17 protein-coding genes and 2 pseudogenes are annotated in these 19,696 nt (G+C 65.9%); 11 read left to right on the top strand and 8 right to left on the bottom strand.

The genetic code is table 11. The annotated features are described in order from the left end of the window. Positions 1-369 precede the first annotated feature (369 nt). The 6 genes and pseudogenes from JL11_RS10710 to JL11_RS10690 all read left to right on the top strand — a co-directional run bounded on the left by JL11_RS10710 (position 370) and on the right by JL11_RS10690 (position 5,599). Complete coding sequence (locus JL11_RS10710; RefSeq protein ID WP_003169318.1) at positions 370-558, top strand: hypothetical protein; 189 nt, start codon at positions 370-372, stop codon at positions 556-558. Positions 559-921: 363 nt separating this feature from the next. Beyond that, positions 922-1,545, top strand: coding sequence for a TetR/AcrR family transcriptional regulator (locus JL11_RS10705; protein WP_035285090.1), 624 nt, complete (start codon positions 922-924; stop codon positions 1,543-1,545). Further along, positions 1,542-1,988: pseudogene (locus tag JL11_RS18205) on the top strand (acyl-CoA thioesterase); the annotation flags it as partial. The gene JL11_RS10705 and the pseudogene JL11_RS18205, both read left to right, overlap by 4 nt. Positions 1,989-2,037: 49 nt before the next feature. Beyond that, positions 2,038-2,901, top strand: a complete 864-nt coding sequence (locus tag JL11_RS10700; RefSeq protein ID WP_003169322.1) for a 3-hydroxyacyl-CoA dehydrogenase — start codon at positions 2,038-2,040, stop codon at positions 2,899-2,901. A 44-nt stretch (positions 2,902-2,945) separates the two neighbouring features. Beyond that, a complete protein-coding gene (locus tag JL11_RS10695; RefSeq protein ID WP_054765655.1) occupies positions 2,946-4,712 on the top strand; it encodes an oleate hydratase in 1,767 nt (588 codons plus the stop codon). A gap of 140 nt (positions 4,713-4,852) precedes the next feature. Further along, positions 4,853-5,599 carry a transporter substrate-binding domain-containing protein gene (locus JL11_RS10690; protein ID WP_054765654.1) on the top strand — a complete coding sequence of 249 codons (747 nt, stop codon included), beginning with the start codon at positions 4,853-4,855 and terminating at the stop codon, positions 5,597-5,599. 31 nt (positions 5,600-5,630) lie between these two features. Here the strand turns inward: JL11_RS10690 and JL11_RS10685 are convergent, their stop codons facing one another. Genes JL11_RS10685 through JL11_RS10670 form a run of 4 tightly spaced genes read right to left on the bottom strand, consistent with a single transcriptional unit; the run spans position 5,631 to position 10,373 of the window. After that, complete coding sequence (locus JL11_RS10685; protein WP_054765653.1) at positions 5,631-6,752, bottom strand: ABC transporter permease; 1,122 nt, start codon at positions 6,750-6,752, stop codon at positions 5,631-5,633. Continuing rightward, entirely contained in the window at positions 6,749-7,912 is a 1,164-nt protein-coding gene (locus tag JL11_RS10680) for an ABC transporter permease (RefSeq protein WP_054765652.1), read from the bottom strand. Before JL11_RS10680 ends, JL11_RS10685 begins: the two co-directional genes overlap by 4 nt. Beyond that, complete coding sequence (locus JL11_RS10675; RefSeq protein WP_017505076.1) at positions 7,909-8,961, bottom strand: HlyD family secretion protein; 1,053 nt, start codon at positions 8,959-8,961, stop codon at positions 7,909-7,911. The genes JL11_RS10680 and JL11_RS10675 overlap by 4 nt, the downstream gene beginning before the upstream one ends. Beyond that, a complete protein-coding gene (locus JL11_RS10670; RefSeq protein WP_054765651.1) occupies positions 8,958-10,373 on the bottom strand; it encodes a TolC family protein in 1,416 nt (471 codons plus the stop codon). Before JL11_RS10670 ends, JL11_RS10675 begins: the two co-directional genes overlap by 4 nt. 30 nt (positions 10,374-10,403) lie before the next feature. Between JL11_RS10670 and JL11_RS10665 the strand changes: the two genes are divergently transcribed. Beyond that, complete coding sequence (locus tag JL11_RS10665; protein ID WP_197273299.1) at positions 10,404-11,081, top strand: TetR/AcrR family transcriptional regulator; 678 nt, start codon at positions 10,404-10,406, stop codon at positions 11,079-11,081. 174 nt (positions 11,082-11,255) lie between these two features. Here JL11_RS10665 and JL11_RS10660 read toward each other — a convergent pair whose 3' ends face one another. Further along, the gene (locus JL11_RS10660; protein WP_224761437.1) at positions 11,256-12,833 is read right to left on the bottom strand and encodes an amidohydrolase; all 1,578 of its coding nucleotides are present in this window, start codon (positions 12,831-12,833) and stop codon (positions 11,256-11,258) included. 783 nt (positions 12,834-13,616) lie between these two features. Here JL11_RS10660 and JL11_RS10655 point away from each other — a divergent pair. After that, positions 13,617-14,486 carry a hypothetical protein gene (locus JL11_RS10655; protein WP_054765649.1) on the top strand — a complete coding sequence of 290 codons (870 nt, stop codon included), beginning with the start codon at positions 13,617-13,619 and terminating at the stop codon, positions 14,484-14,486. 43 nt (positions 14,487-14,529) lie between these two features. On the opposite strand, the gene JL11_RS10650 is transcribed toward JL11_RS10655, so the two are convergent. Together JL11_RS10650 and JL11_RS17970 are read right to left on the bottom strand one after the other, a co-directional pair. After that, a complete protein-coding gene (locus JL11_RS10650) occupies positions 14,530-14,880 on the bottom strand; it encodes a hypothetical protein (RefSeq protein WP_003167189.1) in 351 nt (116 codons plus the stop codon). 191 nt (positions 14,881-15,071) lie between these two features. Continuing rightward, positions 15,072-16,531, bottom strand: a pseudogene (locus tag JL11_RS17970) (alginate export family protein). Positions 16,532-16,708: 177 nt separating this feature from the next. On the opposite strand from JL11_RS17970, the gene JL11_RS10635 reads away from it, so the two are divergent. From JL11_RS10635 to JL11_RS10625, 3 genes are all read left to right on the top strand, one after another. Next, complete coding sequence (locus tag JL11_RS10635) at positions 16,709-17,572, top strand: LysR family transcriptional regulator (RefSeq protein ID WP_003167192.1); 864 nt, start codon at positions 16,709-16,711, stop codon at positions 17,570-17,572. Between the two features lie 168 nt (positions 17,573-17,740). Continuing rightward, positions 17,741-18,367: an FMN-dependent NADH-azoreductase gene (locus JL11_RS10630; RefSeq protein WP_054765648.1), complete on the top strand. Its 627-nt coding sequence runs from the start codon at positions 17,741-17,743 to the stop codon at positions 18,365-18,367. Between the two features lie 116 nt (positions 18,368-18,483). Further along, positions 18,484-18,945 carry a VOC family protein gene (locus JL11_RS10625; protein WP_054765647.1) on the top strand — a complete coding sequence of 154 codons (462 nt, stop codon included), beginning with the start codon at positions 18,484-18,486 and terminating at the stop codon, positions 18,943-18,945. Positions 18,946-18,961: 16 nt separating this feature from the next. Here JL11_RS10625 and JL11_RS10620 read toward each other — a convergent pair whose 3' ends face one another. Further along, positions 18,962-19,660 (bottom strand): TetR/AcrR family transcriptional regulator, encoded by a 699-nt coding sequence (locus tag JL11_RS10620; RefSeq protein ID WP_197273298.1) that lies wholly within the window; start codon positions 19,658-19,660, stop codon positions 18,962-18,964. Positions 19,661-19,696: the final 36 nt, after the last annotated feature.

Raw genomic sequence — 19,696 nt, 5'->3', positions numbered from 1 at the left:
AGCCCTATGAGGGTATGAATCGGGGGGTCGAGAGGCAACGGGAGAAAGACCGTCTGGCATACCGACACACGGGTTCGCTGCCCCTCGATAGATACCGAGAGGCAGCGAACATATTTTTCTTGTAAGTCAGTGTTTTAGTGGTAGATTCGGAAGTGGCGTCGAAAGGCACCGAAAGCTCTGAATCATTCCCTGACTCTCCGCCTGGGCCGACGGGTCCAACTGAGGAGCCCGCGGCGATGCTTACCGCAGATGTCCGGGTATGACGAAACAGGAGCGCCGCCCTCTCGGTTCAAAAAAGTCAAAGACACCGGCCGCGCCTCTTCATAGGCTGTTCGCCTGGATGACCGTGGAAGGCGATGGAGGGGGCGGATGGCTGAATATCAACTCATCCTAGACGACGGACGCAGCACCGACTTGATGGCCGAAACCGTTGAGGCGGTCGACCCCGCAGAAGCGCAACTCCTGGCGCAACTGCGCTTCGCAGCCAGTCCGGACCTGTTCAGCATCCTGGTGACGCGACGCGGAATGGAAGTGGCGCTCGTCAGGCGGCCCCAGTAACCGCCGCCAATCGGCGCGAGCCCGATCGGCCTGGAGGCGACGTCCGGAGCAGGCGGACAGGCCCGCGATGGTTTCTCGGCAGAAAAAAGGGGCCGTCATGCGGCCCCGAAGTTCATAGGGAGGAAAACGCCCCAGGAAGGGCGACACCGAACTTATGTTGCAGCGCAGCATCGTGCAAGCTTCGTTCATCGATGAATGAATAGCCGCCGGCAGGAACGCCTGAACCTGTCCAGGCCCGGCGGCCCGGACGCCGGGCGAAACACTCTCCTGGCTGCCATATTTCAAATATCACACGATATGCGACTCGAATATCGTGTGATATGTGAGTTGATGTTCCACGACGACGGCAAAGGTCACGACGCTATGAGGGTCAACCGGAAGGAAGCGCAAGGGCGGACCCGACGTCGCCTCTTGGCGGCCGCCCACGCCTCGATCGTCGAGGAGGGCGTAGCCGCCCTGTCGATCCGCAACATCTGCGGCGCGGCCGGTCATTCCCAGGGCGCCTTCTATTCCAACTTCGCCACCAAGGACGACCTGCTCGTCGAGATCATGGAGACGCACATCCATGACGAGGTGATGTTCCTCCGCGATCTGATCCGCCGCGCCGATGGAGACGACATCGAACGGACCCTGCTTGGTCTGGCGGGCCGATTGTCCGATCTGGCGGCCCAACCCGAATGGTCCCTGCTGTCCGTGGAGTTGCAATTACACGCCCGTCGGGATCCCGACTTCGCCGAACGACATCGCGAGAGCAAGGCGTCCTGTTATCGACTGTTCGGCGACCTCATAGAGGAACTGGCTCAAAGGTTCGACCTGCGCCCTCTCCTGCCGCCGTTCCAGGCCGGGATCGGTCTTTACGGCCTCTGGATGGGGCTGGCGGTCCAGGGGGATATCGAAGGAGCCGCCGCCCGGGACGCCATGTTGCTGGCCTTCTTTCGCGCCACCGCGGGCCTGCAGGCCAGCCCTCTCGAAAGCGTCCGGGGATGACCTCCGTCCTGCCGAGGCATCGTCGAATCGGCTGTCATCCGTCCGGCGCGCCCCTGAAGGGCGAGGTGGACGAACAGCGGCGGTTCCACCTTTGCTTCCAGGCGCAGGACGAGGACATCGACGAACTCGGCCATGTGAACAATGCGGTCTGGATCGTCTGGATCCAGGACGCCTCGGTGGCGCACTGGTTCGCCATGGCCTCCCCGGGCGATGTGGACCGCTACGTCTCGGTGGTTCTGCGTCATCAGGTCGATTACCGCGGCAGTATCGCGGCCGAAGAGGCGGTGACCGCCGTCACCTGGGTCGAGGACTCGCTCCGCGGCGCGCGCTACCGGCGCCGGATCGACTTCATTGACGTCAAGGGCCGGGTCGTCGTCGCGGGCCTGGCCGAATGGGCCGTGATCGATCGATGCACCCACAAGCTTGTTCGCGTCGTGCCTGACATGGCGGCGCCGTTTCCTTCTCCAGGACAACTGAAACAGGAATCCGACGATGGGCGAAATCAAGAAGGTGGTCGTGATCGGGACGGGCGTCCTGGGAAGCCAGATCGCTTTTCAGACCGCCTACAGCGGCTTCGACGTCATTGCCTGCGACGTCAGCGACGACGTCCTCGCCAAGGCGCGCCTGCGACTGGCGGCCTTGGTCGAGACGTACCGGAAGGAGGTTCCGGGCGCGGTCGGCGGAAAGGAGGCGGAGGCCATAAGGCGTCTGACGCTGTCGACGGATCTGGCGGCCGCCGTCGCCGATGCGGATCTCGTGATCGAGGCCGTGCCCGAGGTTCTGGCTTTCAAACAGGCGGTCTATGAACAGTTGGCCACGCTCGCGCCGGCCAGGACGATCTTCGCCACCAACTCCTCCACCCTTCTGCCGAGCGCATTAAAGGCGTTCACCGGCCGACCCGACCGGTTTCTCGCGCTGCATTTCGCCAACAACATCTGGAAGTTCAACACCGCGGAGGTCATGGGAACGGACGACACCGATCCGTCGGTGTTCGAGACCGTCCTGAAGTTCGCTGCGGACATCGGCATGGAGCCGATCCCGATCCGCAAGGAAAAGGCCGGTTACATCCTCAACTCCCTCCTGGCACCATTCCTGAACGCCGCCGCCGATCTGGCGGCGGGCGGCTATGCCGATCCCCACGATGTCGACAAGGTCTGGCGGATCGCGACGGGCGCGCCGATGGGCCCCTTCCAGATGTACGACGTCATCGGCCTGAACACGCCCTACAACATCCTGTCGCAGGGCGACGCCCGCGCCCGCGCGCTCGCCGCCTGGCTGAAGGAAAACTACATCGACAAGGGCAGGCTGGGCGTCGCCTCCGGCGAAGGCTTCTACAGCTACAAATCCACCGACTGAGCCCTGACCAAATCCTCCCCCACGCCCAACCGAAGGAGTTCGCCGTGCACTACAGCAGTGGAAACTATGAGGCCTTTGTTCGTCCCCGCAAACCCGAGGGCGCCGACAGGAAGACGGCGTGGTTTGTGGGATCGGGGCTGGCCGGTCTCGCGGGGGCCGCGTTCCTGATCCGGGACGGCGGCGTGCCCGGTGATCGCATCACCATCCTTGAGGAACTGGAGATTCCCGGCGGGGCGCTCGACGGGCTGGACGTGCCGGAAAAGGGCTTCGTTATCCGCGGCGGTCGCGAGATGGAGGAGCATTTCGAGTGCCTGTGGGATCTCTATCGCTCGATCCCCTCGCTAGAAATCGAGGACGCCAGCGTTCTTGACGAATTCTACCGGCTCAACAGGGACGATCCGAACTTCTCCTTGCAGCGTACAACCCAGAACCAGGGCCAGGACGTCCCGGACAAGCATCTGCTGACGCTGAATGACCGGGCGCAGAAGGATCTAATCTCCATCTTTCTGGCGACCCGCGAGGAGATGGAGAACAAGCGGATCAACGAGGTCTTCAGCGAGGACTTCCTCAAGAGCAATTTCTGGCTCTACTGGCGCACCATGTTCGCCTTCGAGGAATGGCACTCGGCGCTGGAGATGAAGCTCTATCTCCACCGCTTCATCCACCACATCGCCAACCTGGCGGACTTCTCCTCGCTCAAGTTCAACCGCTACAACCAGTATGAATCCATGGTCCTGCCGCTGGTCAAATGGCTGACCGAACGTGGCGTCCGGTTCCGCTACGGCGTGGAGGTCACGGATGTGGACTTCGACATCCAGAACGGACGCAAACAGGCCACCCGCATTCACTGGATCGAGAAGGGCGAGGAGGGCGGGGTCGATCTCGGCGACGACGATCTCGTCTTCATCACCATCGGATCGCTGACGGAAAACTCGGACAACGGCGACCATCACACGCCGGCGAAGCTGAAGGAAGGCCCTGCTCCCGCCTGGGACCTGTGGCGACGCATCGCGGCCAAGGATCCGTCCTTCGGACGTCCGGACGTGTTCGGCGCCCATATTCCCGAGACCAAATGGGCCTCGGCCTCGATCACCGCCTTCGATCCGCGGATCGCCCACTATGTCGAGAAGATCACCAAGCGGAACCCGTTCACTGGCAAGATCGTCTCCGCCGGCATCGTCACGGTCAAGGATTCCAGTTGGCTGCTCAGTTGGACGGTGCATCGCCAGCCGCATTTCAAGAAACAGCCCAAGGACCAGATGATCGCCTGGTTCTACGCCCTCTTCGTCGACACCCCCGGCGACTATGTGAAGAAGCCCATGCAGGACTGCACCGGCGAGGAGATCACCCAGGAATGGCTCTATCACCTCGGCGTCCCGGTGGAGGAGATTGCGGAACTCGCCGCCAAGGGCGCCAGCACCGTCCCGACCATGATGCCCTACATCACCGCCTTCTTCATGCCGCGCCAAGCCGGCGACCGGCCGGACGTGGTGCCTGAAGGCGCCGTCAACTTCGCCTTCATCGGGCAGTTCGCGGAATCGAAACAACGCGACTGCATCTTCACCACCGAATATTCGGTGCGTACGCCGATGGAGGCCGTCTATACGCTGATGAATGTGGAACGCGGCGTGCCGGAAGTGTTCAACTCCACCTATGACATCCGCACCCTGCTGGCCGCCGTCACGCCTCTGCGGGATGGCGAAGGCATAGAAGTCCCCGGCCCCGCCTTCCTGCGCAAACTGCTGATGAAGAAGCTTGAAGGCACCGAGATTGCGAAACTGATCGAGGAGTTTCACCTGATATCGGAGTGAGCGAAGCGCGACGTCGTCCCGAAGGAAGGTGAAGGATGGCTGACGACGATCACCGAAGCGGACCCGCCGCAGGCCGACGGCAACGGCTTTCTCAAGGGCTGGACGGCGCAGCGCCGTCCAGTTCCCTCCAAGAGAAGGGAATGGACGTGTCGATGCACATCATCCGGTCCGAACTGGCGCCCTTGGGGCGGTTGCGCGTGGCGATCAATCTCGGCAATCCGGTCCTGGCGCAGAGGGCGGCGGACGGAACTCTCGCTGGCGTGTCGGTCGATCTCGCCTGGGAGATCGCTGTGCGCCTCGGCGTGGAGATGGAGCTGTCGAACTTCGCCACGGCGGGAGCGGCGGTGGCGGCGCTTCAGGATCAGGCCTGCGATCTCGCCTTCCTCGCGATCGATCCGGATCGTCGCACCGTCTTGGATTATACCGCGCCCTACGTCCGGATCGAAGCCTCCTATCTGGTCCCCTCCGAGTCCCGCTTCCGCTCCGTCCGCGACGTGGACGTTGCGGACGTGACGATCGCGTCGGGCCTGAACACCGCCTACGACCTCTTTCTCAACCGTTCGCTGAAACAGGCCCGACGGATTCATACGCCCTCCTCCCAGGCAGCCGTCGCCCTCTTCCTGGAGGGCGGCGCCGATGTCTGCGCCGGTGTGCGCCAGACGGTTGAGGCGGCGGCGCGCGACCGGGCCGGCGTCCGCCTGCTCCCGGACAGTTTCCAGGCCATCGACCAGGCCGTCGCCCTCCCCCGCGAGCGGCCTCACGGGCGCGGTTTCCTGGAAGCGCTCTTCGAAGATCTGGTCGCCTCCGGCTTCGTCGCCCGAAGGCCGGTCGCCAGCGGACAGGACGCCGCCCTCGCGATCGGTCCGGGACGCCCGGCGCCGGCCTAGGCTGCGGCGGGCGATCATTCCCAGCCGCAGTTCACGCTCCGGTCGAGGGCGCTCCGGACGGCCGGGTGAAGCGCCACCACGCCACGCCGCCGTAAAGGAGGATGAGGCCCAGGAGGTTGAGAACCTCGCGCCCCTGTTCGACGAGGCTGGCCCCCATCTGGTTCACCCCGACCATGAGATGGATTCCGGGCGTCGTGGGCAGCAGTCGGGCGAGGAAGGCGAGCCAGGTCGGCGTCGCCTCCGCGGGCCAGGACAGTCCAGCGAGAAAGAAGATGACCAGGGAGGTGCCCATGAGCAGTTGCAGGGGCCGCTCGCGGGTGCGGAAGACGCTCGCCAGGGCAAGCGCCGCTGCAACCGTCGCCGCCACGAAGAGGCTGCCGGCCACGATCAGCGTTCCGGGCGCGGCGGCGGCCCGTGGATAGTCCTGGAACCAGAAGACGAAGCCGGCGTAGTAGGCGACATCGATCCAGCCGATGACGAAGAAGGCGAGCGCGACGCCGAGGAGACGACGGGACGCAAACCGAAGCCGCTCCCCCTCGCCACGCAGGGTGGCCGCCAGCATTGCCAGTCCCATCAGCAGCGTCTGATGAATGATGAGGAAGCCGACGCCCGGAAAGACGGTGCTGCCGTATCCTTCGCGGGTGTTGAACAGCGGGTGCGCGATCACCGACAGGGCCGGCGGCGCCGGCGCGCCCTGCGCCATCGCCTGATCGACGGCGGCCTCGCCCGCCTCGGCCGTGATCGCCGCGCCTATGCCGGCCAGCGCCGTGCTGCTGCGCAGCAGATAGGCGCCGTTGCCATAGAGGGCCACCGTCCCTTGCCCGCCGGTGAGGATGCGACGTTCGAACCCCGCAGGCACGACGACGATCGCCCCCGCCCCTCTCGTCCGCAACCAGTCGTCCGCCGCCTCGGGCGACGGCAGGCGGGCGACGAGATCCGCCTGCTGCAGACCCGAGAGCTTGTGCACCAGCGAACGGCTGGCCCCGGTGTTGTCCAGATCCACCACGGCGACCGGGATCCGGACGGCGACCTCGCCGGAATAGGCGGAAGGGTAGAAGAAGGAATAGAGGATCGTCGACACCACGATCAGCATGAAGGCCGACCGGTCGGCGAGGACCGCGCGAAACGTCGCGATGAAGGCCCGGCCGATCAACGTCGCCCCCAGACATCGGGTTTGCGGGAGGCGGCCAGATATCGCGGCAGGCCCAGCCCGAACCCCACGACCGCGAAGGTCATCAGGATCAGCAGCAGTTTGACCGACATCGCCGCGGGCGCGCCCATCATCCATTGTTCGGCGACGAGACGGGCGAAGGTGGTGTAGGGCAGAAGCGCGCTCCAGACGCGCGCGAAGGCCGAAGCGGATTCGATTGGAAAGACGGCCCCGGCGAAGGCGAAGGAGGCGCCCGCATAGAGGGCGGTCATGGACAGCGCCTGCCCCATGGACAGCGTCAGGCCGACGATCAGCGTGGCCATACCCGCATAAGCGAGATAGAGGCCGACATAGCCCGCCAGGAGCAGGCCGACGCTGCCTTCAACCGGCCAGCCGCGAAACGCCGCGAGATAGATGGTCGCCAGGGCGCCCCAGACGAGAAAGATCGCCACATAGGGCGCGATCTTGCCCACGACCGCCGCAGCGGCCTCGCGCGGCGGCCCGGCCAGCCAGCCGCCGATCGTCCCGTCTCGCAGTTCGCGTCCCAGGGCGCTGACGACCGCCACCATGAACAGCAGATGCAGCAAGGCCGGGTGGATCAGGGCGACCAGTTGCAGCTCGTAGCTGGCCTGGGGATTGTAGAGGATGCGGCTCTGGACCTGGATCGGCGCCGGCCGCACCCGGCCCGGGCCGAGGATCGCCGCGCTCTGTTGCGCGGCCAGGGTCCGGGCCTGGCTCTGGATCACGGCGCCGACCTCGCGCAGCACTGACCCCGAGGGCGTGGAGTAGCTGGCGTTGTAGAAGACCAGCACCCTGCCCGCCTCGCCGCGCAGCACCGCGCGTTCGAGCCCTTGCGGCAGCATGACGATCGCATAGGCGCGGTTGGACCGCACCACGCTCTCGGCCTCGGCCATATCCTTGGGGCGGGCCGCCACGTGCAGGCCGGGCGAGGCGTCCAGACGACGAACCAGATCGCGAGCGACGCTTCCGCCGTCGGCGTCGACGACGGCGACCGGCAGATCGCGCATAACCCCCGCCGACATCTGCACGGCGACGAGGGCGAGAAGCGCCAGCGGTAGCCAGACGACGAGGAACAGATCCCAGAAGCTCCCGCGCAGAAAGGCGATCTCGCGTCGGGCGCCGGCGAGAAACGCCGCGATCATTGCGGCCAGTCGAACAGGACGGTCATGCCCGGCCGCAGCCCGTCGACGCGCGAGACCGGTGCGACGCGCACCTCGAAACTCTTGACGTCGAAGCCGCTCGACTGCCGGGTCGCACGCCAGGTAGCGAAATCTCCGGCGGGAGCGATGAAGGTCACCCGGAACCGGGCCGTGCGGTTCTCCAGAGCGGGAATACGACCCGTCAGAGTCTGTCCGCGTCGAATCCCGCTGAACTGATCCTCGCGCAGGGTGAGCGTCACCCAGGGATGCTCTATGTCCGTGAGCATGAAGACCGGGAACCCTTGGGGGACCAGTTCGCCGGGCTGGGCGAGCCGCCGGCCCACCTCGCCGGACGACGGCGCCAGCACCCGGGTTTCGCGCTCCGCCGCCTCGACCTCCGCCACGGCGCCGCGCGCCTGCCGCACCTGTCCCCCGGCCGCCTGGCGATCCTGTCGGCGCGCCCCGGCCAGCGCCAGGTCATACTGGGCGCGAGCGGCGCGGGCGGCCTCCGTCGAGGCCACCGCATTGGCCCGGCTCTCGTCGCGCTTCTGCCCCGCGATCACGCCCTGATCGTACATCTCCTGGGTGCGGGCATACGTCGTCTGGGCCAGATCCGCCGCCGCCTGCGCGCGCCGCCATTGCGCTTCCGCGGCCCGGATATCCTCCGGACGCGCACCTTCGTCGGCCTTGTCGGCCGTGGCCTCGGCGGCGACGAGGGCGCCGCCCGCCTGTTCTGAACGTGCCGCGACCTCGGGACTGTCGAGGGTGTAGAGCAGTTGGCCGGCCCGGACCGGCTGCCCCTCCTCCACATGGAAGTCGGCGATCCGCCCCGTCACCTTGCTGGTGATCCGAAGCTCCCGCGCATCCACCATCCCCTGAAGCTGATCGGGAACGGGTCGGTAGCTGAGCCAGAGGCCGACGCCGAGCCCCGCCACGATCAGCGCCCCGATGCCGAGGGGCAGCAGTTTTCGGCGCCGTCGAGACGGTCCGGCGTCGCCCCGTTCCCCGCCCGGCTCCGTGTTCGGCGTCGGCGTGTCCTGGGTGTCGGTCATGGCGCGATCCTTTCGCCCTGGTCGATATAGTCGGGCATGTCCTCGATCCGGCCGCTGACATGAAGAAGGCGGGCGAGCGCGACCACGAAGTCATGGGCGGCCTGGGCGCGCTGGATCCGCGCGCGTCCGACGCCGAGTTGGGCGTCGATGACGTCGAGCGAGGTGGTTTGCTGCACCTGGTAGCCGACCATCTGGACGCGCAGGTTCTCCTCGGCGGCGACGATGGCGCTGTCGGTTCTCTGGAACCGCCGCCGGGCCGCTTCCGCGTCGTTCCAGGATCGGGTCACGCCGATCTCGATCTGGCTTTGCGCCTCGCGCAGCCCCGCCTGGGCCTGGGCGACCTTCTCGCGCGCGGCGCGGACATTCTGCGAGCGATCGACGCCGGAGAAGAGGGTGTAACGGAGACCGACCCCCACGGACCAGTCCGGATCGGTCAACAAGGTGTCCTGACGATCAAAGTTGTACTGGGCGAAGCCATAGACCGTCGGCAGAAGCTCGGCGCGCTGGGCGGTGACCCCGGCTTCCGCCTGGTCTTCCAGGGCCTGGAGCCGCTCCAGCTGCGGGTGGGCGCGATAGGCGGCTTGCAGATAGGTCTCCAGCGGCTCGAGCGGCCGGAGAAGCACGAAGAGAGACGTAGCCGGATCGATCCCCGACGGCGCCCTCAAGGTCCCAGAGAGCGCCGTGTCCGCGCTGGCCAGATTGGCTTCGGCCGTCTCCAGCTCGCGCGCCGCGTCGTCACGCGCCACCTCCACCTGCAGGCGCTGGGCGCGACTGATGAACCCGCCGCGCTCCAGAATCGTCGCATCGGCCAGGTGGCGTTCGAGGCCCGCCAGGACGTCGCGGCGGACGTCCCGAACCCGGGTGAGCAACTGTTGCCCGAAATAGAGTTCGGTCATCTGCAACAGGGCGTTATCGACGACGATCTGGCGCTCAGCCCGGGACTGGCCGAGTTGAGCCTCAGCGGCCGCCTGGGCGGCCGGAATCCGGCCGCCGGAATAAAGCGGGACGGTGGCGGTGATGATCGGCCGCGTGCTGTCGCGTTCCATCTGGAACTGCAACGGATCGCTGATGGCGTAGTCCTGAGCGACATCCGCCAAGGGCCCCAGCGGCAGATAGAGGGTCTTTTGATACCGCATCATCTGGCCCTCGAACTCCACCGTGGGCAGCCGCAGCGTCCTTACAGCGTTTTCCTGGGCTTCCCGGCTGCGGACATCGGCGTCCGACGCCTCAATGGCGTCCGAGCGTTGCAGGAGCCTGGCCTGCGCGTCGGGATAGGTCAGGGGCAAAGGACCAACGGTCTGGAGGCCGGAGGTTTCGGCGTCAGAGATCTGGGCCTTGGATGCGGGAGCGTAGGCGGCCGCACAGGTCGACGAGATCAGCAGGATCAGCAGGATGGAAGGTCGCAAGGTCATGAGCGAGGTTCTCCTTGGCCGACCGTAGCGTTGACATCGATCCATCTCAATACATACCTGTATCGAATGATCCAGAAGACTGCTCTCTTGAGCCCAAGGCCTGTCCGGAGCCGTCCCACGCGTGCCCAGACGCGCGAGCGTATCCTCAACGGCGCCCTGGAAGCCTTCGCCGAACGCGGTTTCCAGGGGGCGACACAGGAGGACATCTGCGAACGGGTCAGATTGAGCCGGGGGGCGTACAACTCCAATTTCCGGTCCAAGGAGGAGCTGTTTTTCGCCATCTACGATCGGACGATCGAACGGCTTGAACGGCATCTCGAAACCTCGATCGCATCGGCCCTGTCCGGACCGGGACCGGCGGTGGAGAACTTCGTCAGGGCGTTCATCGCCGGCTACGCCTTCGACCGCAGTTGGTATCTGCTGCAGGCGGAGTTCGGCCTGCACGCCCTGCGCAACCCCGCAGTGGCGAGCCACTACGCCGCACGGCAGGCTCGCATCCTCTCGGTTATCGAAGAGGCCGTCTGCCGCGTCTGGAGCGGAATCGAGCCCGGCCGCCCCCACGCGTCTTCTCGCGTCGCTCGTCTCATTCTGGCGGTCCACGAAGGCGCCATGTTCCAGCGCCTGCTGGAACCATCCGCAATCAAGGACGGGGAATTGCTCGCCCTCTTCGCCGAGTTTCTGGTCTCAAGGTCCGTCATCGACGCGTGATGAGCGTGGCGCCGCCCGCTCGCCTCCGCCTTCGGCAACGACCGCGATGCAGGCGGCGCAACGCGAGGACAAAACGCCGCCAGCCATGGGCGGACGGCCTATCAAGAGGATAAACGTCCGGTCGGATGATCAGATGAAAGCAAGGCCCCTCTTAAGAGGGGGCCCGGCTCGCCGTCACTTGTCCCCGTAGTAGCTGCCGAAATGGTTGGATGGCGACCACGCCGGGAGCGCTGCCGGCAAGGCCGGCGTCAGATCACCGTAGTCTTCCACGCCGAAAACGACCCTGCCGTCCATGACCGTCAGGACCGATGAAATGGCCTCGATTTCATCCTCCGAGACGGAGAAGTAGTCCCTGTCCAGGATGGCGAAGTCCGCCAGATTCCCGGGCGCGATGGCGCCCAGCTCGGCCTCGGCATTCATGAACCAGGCGCCGCCCCGGGTGAACAGCCTCAACGCCTCGGCCCGCGTGAGCCGGTTGTCATCGGCGAGCGCCTGTGAGCCGGACACGGACTTGCCGGTCACCATCCAACTGATGCCGACCCAAGGGTTGAAGGTGGCGGCCCGGAAGGCGTCCGTCGTCATCGCCAGGGGGATGCCGCTGTCGACCAGCATACGCAGACGCGGGGTCTGCAAGGCCGCTTCCCGCCCGTGCGTCTTGATGAAGCCATCGGCATGCAGCGCCATCTTGGCGTCCAGGGCGATACCGCCGCCCAGTCGCCTGACGCGCTCGATGTTTTCCGGGCTGATGGTTTCGGCGTGCTCCAGGCTCCAGCGCAAGCCGTCGATCGGCACAGTCTCATTCACCCGCTCCAAGGCGTCGAGGAAGGGCGTAATGTTCTCGTTGTAGGAGATGTGCATCCGGAAGGGGATGCGTCGCGCGATCAGCCGAGAGACGTCCTCCTCGACGAAGCGCTGCATCGTGTCAGGATCGATGATCACCGCCGGCCGATCGAAATTCTCGTGATCGTGCACCGCTCCGTTCAGCACCTCGCCCGCCCCGCGATACTCATGACCGTGCTGGAGCGTGGGATGCAGGTTCTGTCCCGGACTGATCGGAGCGGTCCTCGTGATGGCCTCGATCTCCAGATCGACCATATTGACCGGACCGCCGTCGCCGAGTTGGAGGTCCACGAACGGCATGCGCACATTCAGGCGATTGTCGCGGGCCAGCACATCGACCCGGGCTTGCGCTTCCGGGTACGGCCACCGGCCGCCGTTGTCGATGATCGAGGTCACCCCCAGACGGTTCAGGCCGCGAACGCTGTAGGTGATCGAGCTGACCTGCTCCTCGACACTGGGTTGGGGCACCATCGTTTCCAGCGCGAGAAACAGCCATGTGTAGCCATGGATGACGCCGGTGGGATTTCCCCGGCTGTCACGCTCGATCTCGATATCCGGGAGTTGCGCGAACTGTTCGGAGCCGACGTTGAGCGCCGCCATGGCCTGGTCGTTCAAAAGGGCCCGGTTGTAGGCGTACTGAACAATCGCGGGACGATCCGGAACCGCCGCGCGCAGCTCATCGATCGTCGGGAAGCGGTTCTCTTCGAACTGATAGGGCGACCATCCGCCGATGACCTTGACCCACTGGCCCTCCGGCGTGCGTCGCGCCTGCTCGCTGAGCATGTCGAGGGCCTGCCGCAACGTCGGCACGCCGTCCCAACGGACATTGTAGTTGTAGGCCAGGTCATTGAGGACGTGGGTGTGAGCGTCGACGATGCCGGGAATGAGCCTGCGGCTGCGCGCATCGATCACCGTCGTTTGCGCAGTCGACAGGCCGCGGATTTCGGCGTCGGAGCCGACCGAATAGATCCGCCCGCCTCGGACGGCGAGCGCCGACGCTTCCGGCTGAGACCGATTGCCGGTGAAGATCTTCGCATTGACCACGATCAGGTCCGCGCCCGCGCCGGCGACCGGCGCGGTCTGCGCGTGCGCAGTGGTGAACGAGACCGCCGCAACGACGGCGATGAGAAGTGTCCTGATCATTCTGTCCTCGTTTCACTCGCAAGGGGCGCCGGTCCGGCGCGAGCCGGAGCGCCGAAGTTCGGTGCGAGGCCTTGAGCAGCCCCAATGCACAGGTTCTCGCAGCCTCCTCCCTCCGGGATAGACCGCGACACCGGCACACTGTGTCGCCGTGCGAGGAACGCGTACGGTGGCGGCGAAACGATCTAGAGCCGCCTCGCCTTCCCCTCTGTGGACGTACCGGGCAAGCTGGCCTGCCGGCGCACGCCGTTCCAGCGCTTCGCCCCCCGGGATCCAACCGTCAGCTTGGCAGGACAGAGGCTGTAGCGACCGGATTTGCCCCTGGCGGCTGTTCGCGTCGGCTCGGGCGGCGTCTGCCCGGATGGAGGGGCCAATCGGTCCGGCCTCCGGCTACGGACGGCGTTTGCGACGGCGCCCTCAGGCGGCTTGCCTCACTCTCTTGCCTTTCCAACCTTCCCCGAATGGAGACGCGGTGGCGCACGAAAAGGCGCTAGCGTCGGGCGAAGGCGAGGCTCAACTCGGTGCGCGGGCGGAAACAACGCACGGCGAGGCCATATGCTTTTCTCAGTTTCCGACTTCCGCCGAACGGGCGTGCTTGCGGCGGCCTGTCTCGTCGCCGGCTTCATCGCGCTGAGCATCCATGTCGGCCTGCTCGCCGCAGGCGTCCCCTTCCCCATTCCGACCCCGCCATTGTGGGCGACATGGCTGCACACCGCCTTGGTCGCGGGCGGCCTGATCATGGCGCTTGCAACCGCGGGACCGCGGGGACTTGGTGGATCTTTGGCGGGCCGGACGCTGCTCGCCTTCGCCATACTGGTGCTGCTGCAGGAGACCTTCAGGGTCGCGGTCATGAACGGCGTGGTCACCGGCGGCTGGGCCTATGGCGCGATCGGCCTCATCAAGCCCCTGCTCCGGTCCCTGATCCTCGCACTGCTCTGCGCGGTGGCGGTGCGTTGGGCGCGTGGACCGATCTCGGCGATGGCCGCGGCGCTCGCGGCGGCGGCCGTGGCGACCGGCGCCCAACGCCTGATCCATCCGTTTCTGAACCCCTGGCTCGACACCTTCGATCATCTGTCGCGCGCCCCCCTGTTCGTCTTCCCCTATCCCTTCCATGTCACCGTCGCCGCCTACGTCAGCTTCATCGAGGCCGTCGTCGGCGCCGTCATCCTGACCGCGCTGATCTGGGATCGTCTGCCGGCCCGGCTATGGGCGCGACTGGCCTCGCTGGCGCTCCTGACGGCCCTCATCAAAGGCGTCGTGGGCGGGACCGTCCTCTATGGCGTCTTCACCGGCGACAACCCCTGGATCGGCCTGTTCAGCTGGAGCCAATTCCTGCTGGAGTTCCTGGCCCTCGGCGCCCTGATCGGGGCGGTTTGGGGCAGGCTTGGGCCTGACGGTTCACCAGCCGGCCTTCCACCACCCTGAAGACGGACCGATGAGCGGGGAAGAGGCCCTGATACGGTCCCGTTCAACTGCGGGCCGTGCGCCAGTTGGGATAGGTCACATAGGCCGTCCTGGCGCCGTCGGCCCCGGCGGTGATGGTCACCTCCACCCCCTTGGGCATGTGCACGATTGCGCCGGGCGCGGCCGAAACGGTTTTCCCCTCTGACGTTACTTCAAGTCCGCCCTCCAGCACGATCATGACGTCATCAACCCGCATGGTTTCGGTCAGTCTCGATCCCGCCCCCCAACGCCCGTAGCCGATGCTGATCGGCGCGCCGTCGGCGTCATTAACGACATCGCCGGTTTCAATCTCGTCTTTCTGGCCGGGCGAGCGCTCCATTGCGGCGTCGGCGAATATGAATCCCTGCATCTTCATGGTGCGGCTTCCGTCTGTTCGTCTGCAACGCAAATTCCCGACGGCCGGGACCGTTCCTCGAGATGATCCCCGATCCCGCCAGGGTCGCCCTGCGCCTTGTTGGTGAGGAAGACGCGACGAGCGCGGCGGCTGGACGCGACGGATGCCGATGCGCCCGGAATCCGAGCCGCTTCCGACCAGGGCGGCGCTTATTAGTATTTGAAGGTCGCCATGGCGCTGGCGAGAAAGATGGTCTGCGATGATCCGGTCTCGCGGATGAAGGGACCGGCCCCGAGGGCGCCGGCCGAAACCGCCAGCGCCAACTCCTGTGTCGCGCGCCATGTCGCTGACAGCTCGATCTGGGTGCCGATATAGCGAGCGTTGCTGCCGCGGCCGCTGCGGACGAGCGCTCCTGGAATGGAATAGACTCCGTCGCGAGTGCTCTCGCGCCAGTAGGCCGCCCCCATCAAGGTGACGTCCAGGTCGTCACGGGGACGAAGGGTGACCGAAGGCTGGAGGTGAATGAGGTTGCGAGGACCGATCGGCGACTGGGCGACGAAGTACCGCCCACGGGGGAACAGGGCGTTGAAGGTGTTCAGCTCGGGGTCGTCGGGGTCGTCGTCGCCGGAGATGTAGTCGATCATCATAACGACTTCGGGACTGAGCGGAGCTGTCGCAAATCGGCGACGGATTTCGCCGCCCACGCCCCAGGCCGCTGTGCGGCATCGTTGAACTCGCCGCGCTGGATGACGCCCTCGACGTTCCATCGCCATCCGCCTTCGACCCCGAACCAGCGCATGCCGAAGGAGTGAACGGTCTGGCGACCCGAGCCCTGGTCATAGACCGCGTTACGATCCCGGAATCCCAACCAATAGAGATCAACGCCGGTCCGGCGGTCTTGGGCAAGCCACTGGGTTCCATAGAGCCCCCACAACGCCTTCTGGTCCGAGGACCGGTCATCGAAGTCGCCAACACGGTTTTCGACGGGCCGCAGACCCAGGGCGGTGATCCGACGCGTTCCCCGGGTCAGGGAGACATCGGCGCCATCGAACGCCAACGGCACATTCACGCCGTAGCGCGTATCCACCAGACGCCCGCCGCCCAAGGATCGCAGCCGCCGCCCAGCGGCTAGATCCAATGTGGTCCCCGACGCAATCTCCATCTCCAGGCCGACGAAGCCCTGCAGGAAATCGACGCCCGTCGTATCCACAGGCGTCTCGACGCGATCGGCTCCGGAAATGTCTGAGATGATCGGCTGGGCGAACACGCGCAGCTGACCCATATGCAGGTCCGCGTAGGGCATCACACGGTTCCAGAGATAGTCGTTGCGTGGCTGCTGCCCCCATTGCCCGTGCTGGTAGGATTCATATCGGGTCCGCGCCTCAAGGCCGGTGGTCAGATACAGGTCTCCGGCGTCGTTGAGCGGAAGGTATTTGAACGGTTCGGTCCAGCGCCCCGTGCGCCTCCGCGGGTCCGCAAGAACCGACCAATCCTCACTGTATCGCTCGATGGTGATGCCGGGGCCGCCCACGCTCGCCGGCGCCTGAGCCCAGGCAGCCGGCGCCGAAACGGCGATGGCCGCGATCCCCGTCAGACATCCTCTCCAGCAGAGCCGACGCGCGAAGGGCTTCTCGGCCCCGCGACGGAGCGACCCGCTGCGCCGCCCGGCCATGGCGAGGAAGGAAGAGGGATTGGTCGGGTCGAAGGGGTGGCGGGACGCCATGCCGAATCTCTCTTGTTGGAGGTGGAGCAGACGCCGACAGCGCCGACCCTTGCGACATTGGCAGTTCCGATTTCGATGCGGTATGGCCCCATGGGGCTACGCAGTGTCGCCCAAGGAGGAACAATCATGCACATCGACGAACTGCGCACCTTCGTGGAGGTGGCGGACACCCTCGGCGTTTCGCCCGCTGCGCGGCGGCTGGGCGTCGCCAAGTCCGTCGTCAGCCGCCGCCTTTTCAGGCTGGAAGCGGATCTGGGCGTGCAACTCCTGTCGAGAACCACGCGCGGCGCCGTCCTCACCGAGGCGGGCGCGGCCTTTCGGGACCATGCGGCCCGGATTTGCGCTGAGGTCGACACGGCGCGGGAGACGATCGCGCCACAGGGGGAGCTTCAGGGCCGTCTGCGTGTCGCCGCGCCCCTCACCTTCGGCCCGACCCACTATGCGCCTGCCCTCGCTGAAATGGCGCGACGGCACCCCAAGCTCACCTTGCAGACCTGCTACTCGGATCGTTTCGTCGACCTAGTGGCCGAAGGTTTCGATTGCGCCATTCGGGTCGGCTATCTGCAGGATTCCACCCTGATCGCCCGCAGGTTCGGGTCCGTGTACGGCAAGCTCGTCGCCAGCCCCGATTACATCCGCCTCCATGGCGCGCCACAGGCGCCGGACGACATCATGGACCACGAGGCTCTGATGCAGGGGTCCGAGACCTGGCAGTTCATCGATGGCGACCGAACCGTCTCGATCCGTCCCCGCGGCCGGTTCAAGGCTGACAACGGAACCGCGCTCGTCTCGGCGGCCCTGGCTGGGCTCGGGCTGGCCTGGTTGCCGGACGATTTCACCCGGCCCCACGTGGAGGCCGGCAGACTTGTGGAGGTGATGCCGCAGTTTCCGGTGCCGCCGGGCGGGGCTTACGTCCTCAGGCCGCCCGGCCAGCATCCGTCCCGCAAGATTCGCGTCTTGACCGAGTTGCTCATCGAGATGTGCGTTTAGCTCTGAAGGGTCGCACGGCCGGAGCCAACTCCAGTCGGGCTGTTTGAGCCCCAGATAGCCGACGCCCCGCGTTGCCGGAATGGCGACACCGAGGCGCTCGCCGCGCGACTACTCATCCCCGATCGGAACAGGGATAGTCGAGCTTCTCGCAGCAGCCCGGAGCCCGACGTGCCCAATATTCTCGCGCTCACCAGCAGCGTTGCGGGCGACGCCTCGGTCTCGAGCCTCCTGGTCGACTACGCCGTTCGACAGTTGGTGGAGTTTCACAGCGGCGGGGCGGTCACGCGACGCGACCTCGGCCAGGACCCGATCCCTCATCTGACGCCCGAGACCGTCGCGGGCGTGCGCGCCGTGGCCAATACCGCGCCGGAGCTGACGGCGCGTCGGCTCTCCGACAAGTTGATCGGCGAGGTCTTCGCCGCCGATGTCATCGTGATCGGCGCGCCGATGTACAACTTCAGCATACCCACCGGTTTGAGAGCGTGGTTCGACCACGTCATACGGCCGAGGATCACGTTCGCTTACGGCGAGGCGGGCGTCCAGGGCCTCGTCACGGGCAAGAGGGCGATCGTGATCCAGTCCCGCGGCGGCCTCTATACCGAAGGCCCCTTGGCGAGCCTGGATTTTCAGGAACCCTATCTTCGCCTCCTGCTCGGCTTCATCGGGATCAGCGATGTCGCGTTCGTCCAGGCTGAGCGGATCAGCCTTGGACCGGACGCCCGAGAAGCGGCGATCAACCAGGCGAAATCCACAATCGCGGTCGTCGCCGCTCAGCCCTTGTCCGACGACGTCTAGACCCCGCCTCGGCGAGCCCCCGGCTGGCCAGCCCGAGCCCTGCCCTTGGGAGCGAGCGAGCCACCGATGCCCCACCCACGTCCCGCCGTCGCTGCGCGTTGAAAAGGAGGTCTTCCATGCCTGACTTCGCGCCGCCCGCTGTGAATCACGGCTCCGTTTTCGCCGACATGCGCGCCCACCACGTCGCCATCCGCACGCCCGATCTGCAGCAAGCTCTCGACTTCTACGTCGGCGTTCTGGATTTCCGCATCGTTGCGACCTGGCCTCACGGCGACAGCCTGCTCGCCTATATCGCCCCGCCCGCTGACGACCATTTCTACGTCGAGATTCTGGGAGGCGGCGCGCCAGTACCGGTCGAGACTCGCCCCTACGCAGATTTGAGCGATAGCCTGCAGTATCGCGGCTATCATCACCTCTGTTTCGCCGTCGCCAGCGTGGACGCGACCATCGAGCGACTGCGCGCACGCGCGGTGACGATCGTGACAGATCCCTTCGTCGTCCCCGCGATCAACCGCAAGCTCGCGTTCTTCTGCGACCCCTTCGGCAATCTCATCGAACTCGCAGAGGTCCTGAGTTGATCACAGACCATGTCGCCTATGATCGACCGGCAGCGGAGGCCGCGCTGACAATGCCGTCCCACCCCGCCATCGCGACATCGACGACGCTGTCGAGTTCGGAACGGTCGGCGCCGTTGCGGGCCCGGATCGACATGCCCGCCTGGACGGTCTCCACAAAGCGCGCCAGTCGCGCGGTGTCGAGATCCTGCGGCAAATCTCCTTCCGCCACGCCTCGATCGATGCGGGCCTTCAATCGGCTGAACGTCGTCTCCACGTCTTTGGCGAAGGCCTGAAGCGCGGGCAGGCCCTCGCACCCCATGGAGGCGATCGTGGCCATACAGCCGCGCGGGATGTCGAAGACCGCGCCTGAGAAGGCGGCGGCTGAATCGTGAAGAAAGGCGGCGGTCGCCTCGCGTGCTGTCGTCGCCTGGCGGGCGCGATCCCAGGCCAGACCCTCATATTTCCGCACGTAGTGATGCAGCGCCTGGGTGAAGAGGTCGTCCTTCGATCCAAAGGCCGCGTAGAGGCTCTTGGCGCCTATGCCCATGGCTTGGGTGAGGTCCGCGATGGAGGTCGCTTCATAACCCTTGGACCAGAACAGGGTGGTCGCCGTGTCGAGCGCGGCGTCACGATCAAACGCCCGCGGTCGGCCGCGGCCGCGCCGCGCCGGAAGCGCCTCGGAAAGGGGTGAATCTAAATTCTGCATTGAATGATGTATAATTCCGTTGACGCCCATTTTCAACGTCCCTACCTAATTATGCACCAGTCACTG

Origin of the sequence: Brevundimonas sp. DS20, from assembly GCF_001310255.1 — a bacterium.
Lineage (GTDB): Bacteria > Pseudomonadota > Alphaproteobacteria > Caulobacterales > Caulobacteraceae > Brevundimonas > Brevundimonas aurantiaca.
Note: the sequence above shows the minus strand (reverse complement) of the source record. Positions and strands in the feature narration are given on the sequence as shown.

What these genes read in the sequence shown, in the direction of transcription:
- JL11_RS10670 (WP_054765651.1), bottom strand. Translation starts at nt 10,373, where the DNA reads ATGACCTTGCGACCTTCCATCCTGCTGATCCTGCTGATCTCGTCGACC.
- JL11_RS10650 (WP_003167189.1), bottom strand. Translation starts at nt 14,880, where the DNA reads ATGAAGATGCAGGGATTCATATTCGCCGACGCCGCAATGGAGCGCTCG.
- JL11_RS10705 (WP_035285090.1), top strand. Translation starts at nt 922, where the DNA reads ATGAGGGTCAACCGGAAGGAAGCGCAAGGGCGGACCCGACGTCGCCTC.
- JL11_RS10620 (WP_197273298.1), bottom strand. Translation starts at nt 19,660, where the DNA reads ATGGGCGTCAACGGAATTATACATCATTCAATGCAGAATTTAGATTCA.
- JL11_RS10710 (WP_003169318.1), top strand. Translation starts at nt 370, where the DNA reads ATGGCTGAATATCAACTCATCCTAGACGACGGACGCAGCACCGACTTG.
- JL11_RS10635 (WP_003167192.1), top strand. Translation starts at nt 16,709, where the DNA reads ATGCACATCGACGAACTGCGCACCTTCGTGGAGGTGGCGGACACCCTC.
- JL11_RS10690 (WP_054765654.1), top strand. Translation starts at nt 4,853, where the DNA reads ATGGACGTGTCGATGCACATCATCCGGTCCGAACTGGCGCCCTTGGGG.
- JL11_RS10655 (WP_054765649.1), top strand. Translation starts at nt 13,617, where the DNA reads ATGCTTTTCTCAGTTTCCGACTTCCGCCGAACGGGCGTGCTTGCGGCG.
- JL11_RS10700 (WP_003169322.1), top strand. Translation starts at nt 2,038, where the DNA reads ATGGGCGAAATCAAGAAGGTGGTCGTGATCGGGACGGGCGTCCTGGGA.
- JL11_RS10625 (WP_054765647.1), top strand. Translation starts at nt 18,484, where the DNA reads ATGCCTGACTTCGCGCCGCCCGCTGTGAATCACGGCTCCGTTTTCGCC.
- JL11_RS10680 (WP_054765652.1), bottom strand. Translation starts at nt 7,912, where the DNA reads ATGATCGCGGCGTTTCTCGCCGGCGCCCGACGCGAGATCGCCTTTCTG.
- JL11_RS10675 (WP_017505076.1), bottom strand. Translation starts at nt 8,961, where the DNA reads ATGACCGACACCCAGGACACGCCGACGCCGAACACGGAGCCGGGCGGG.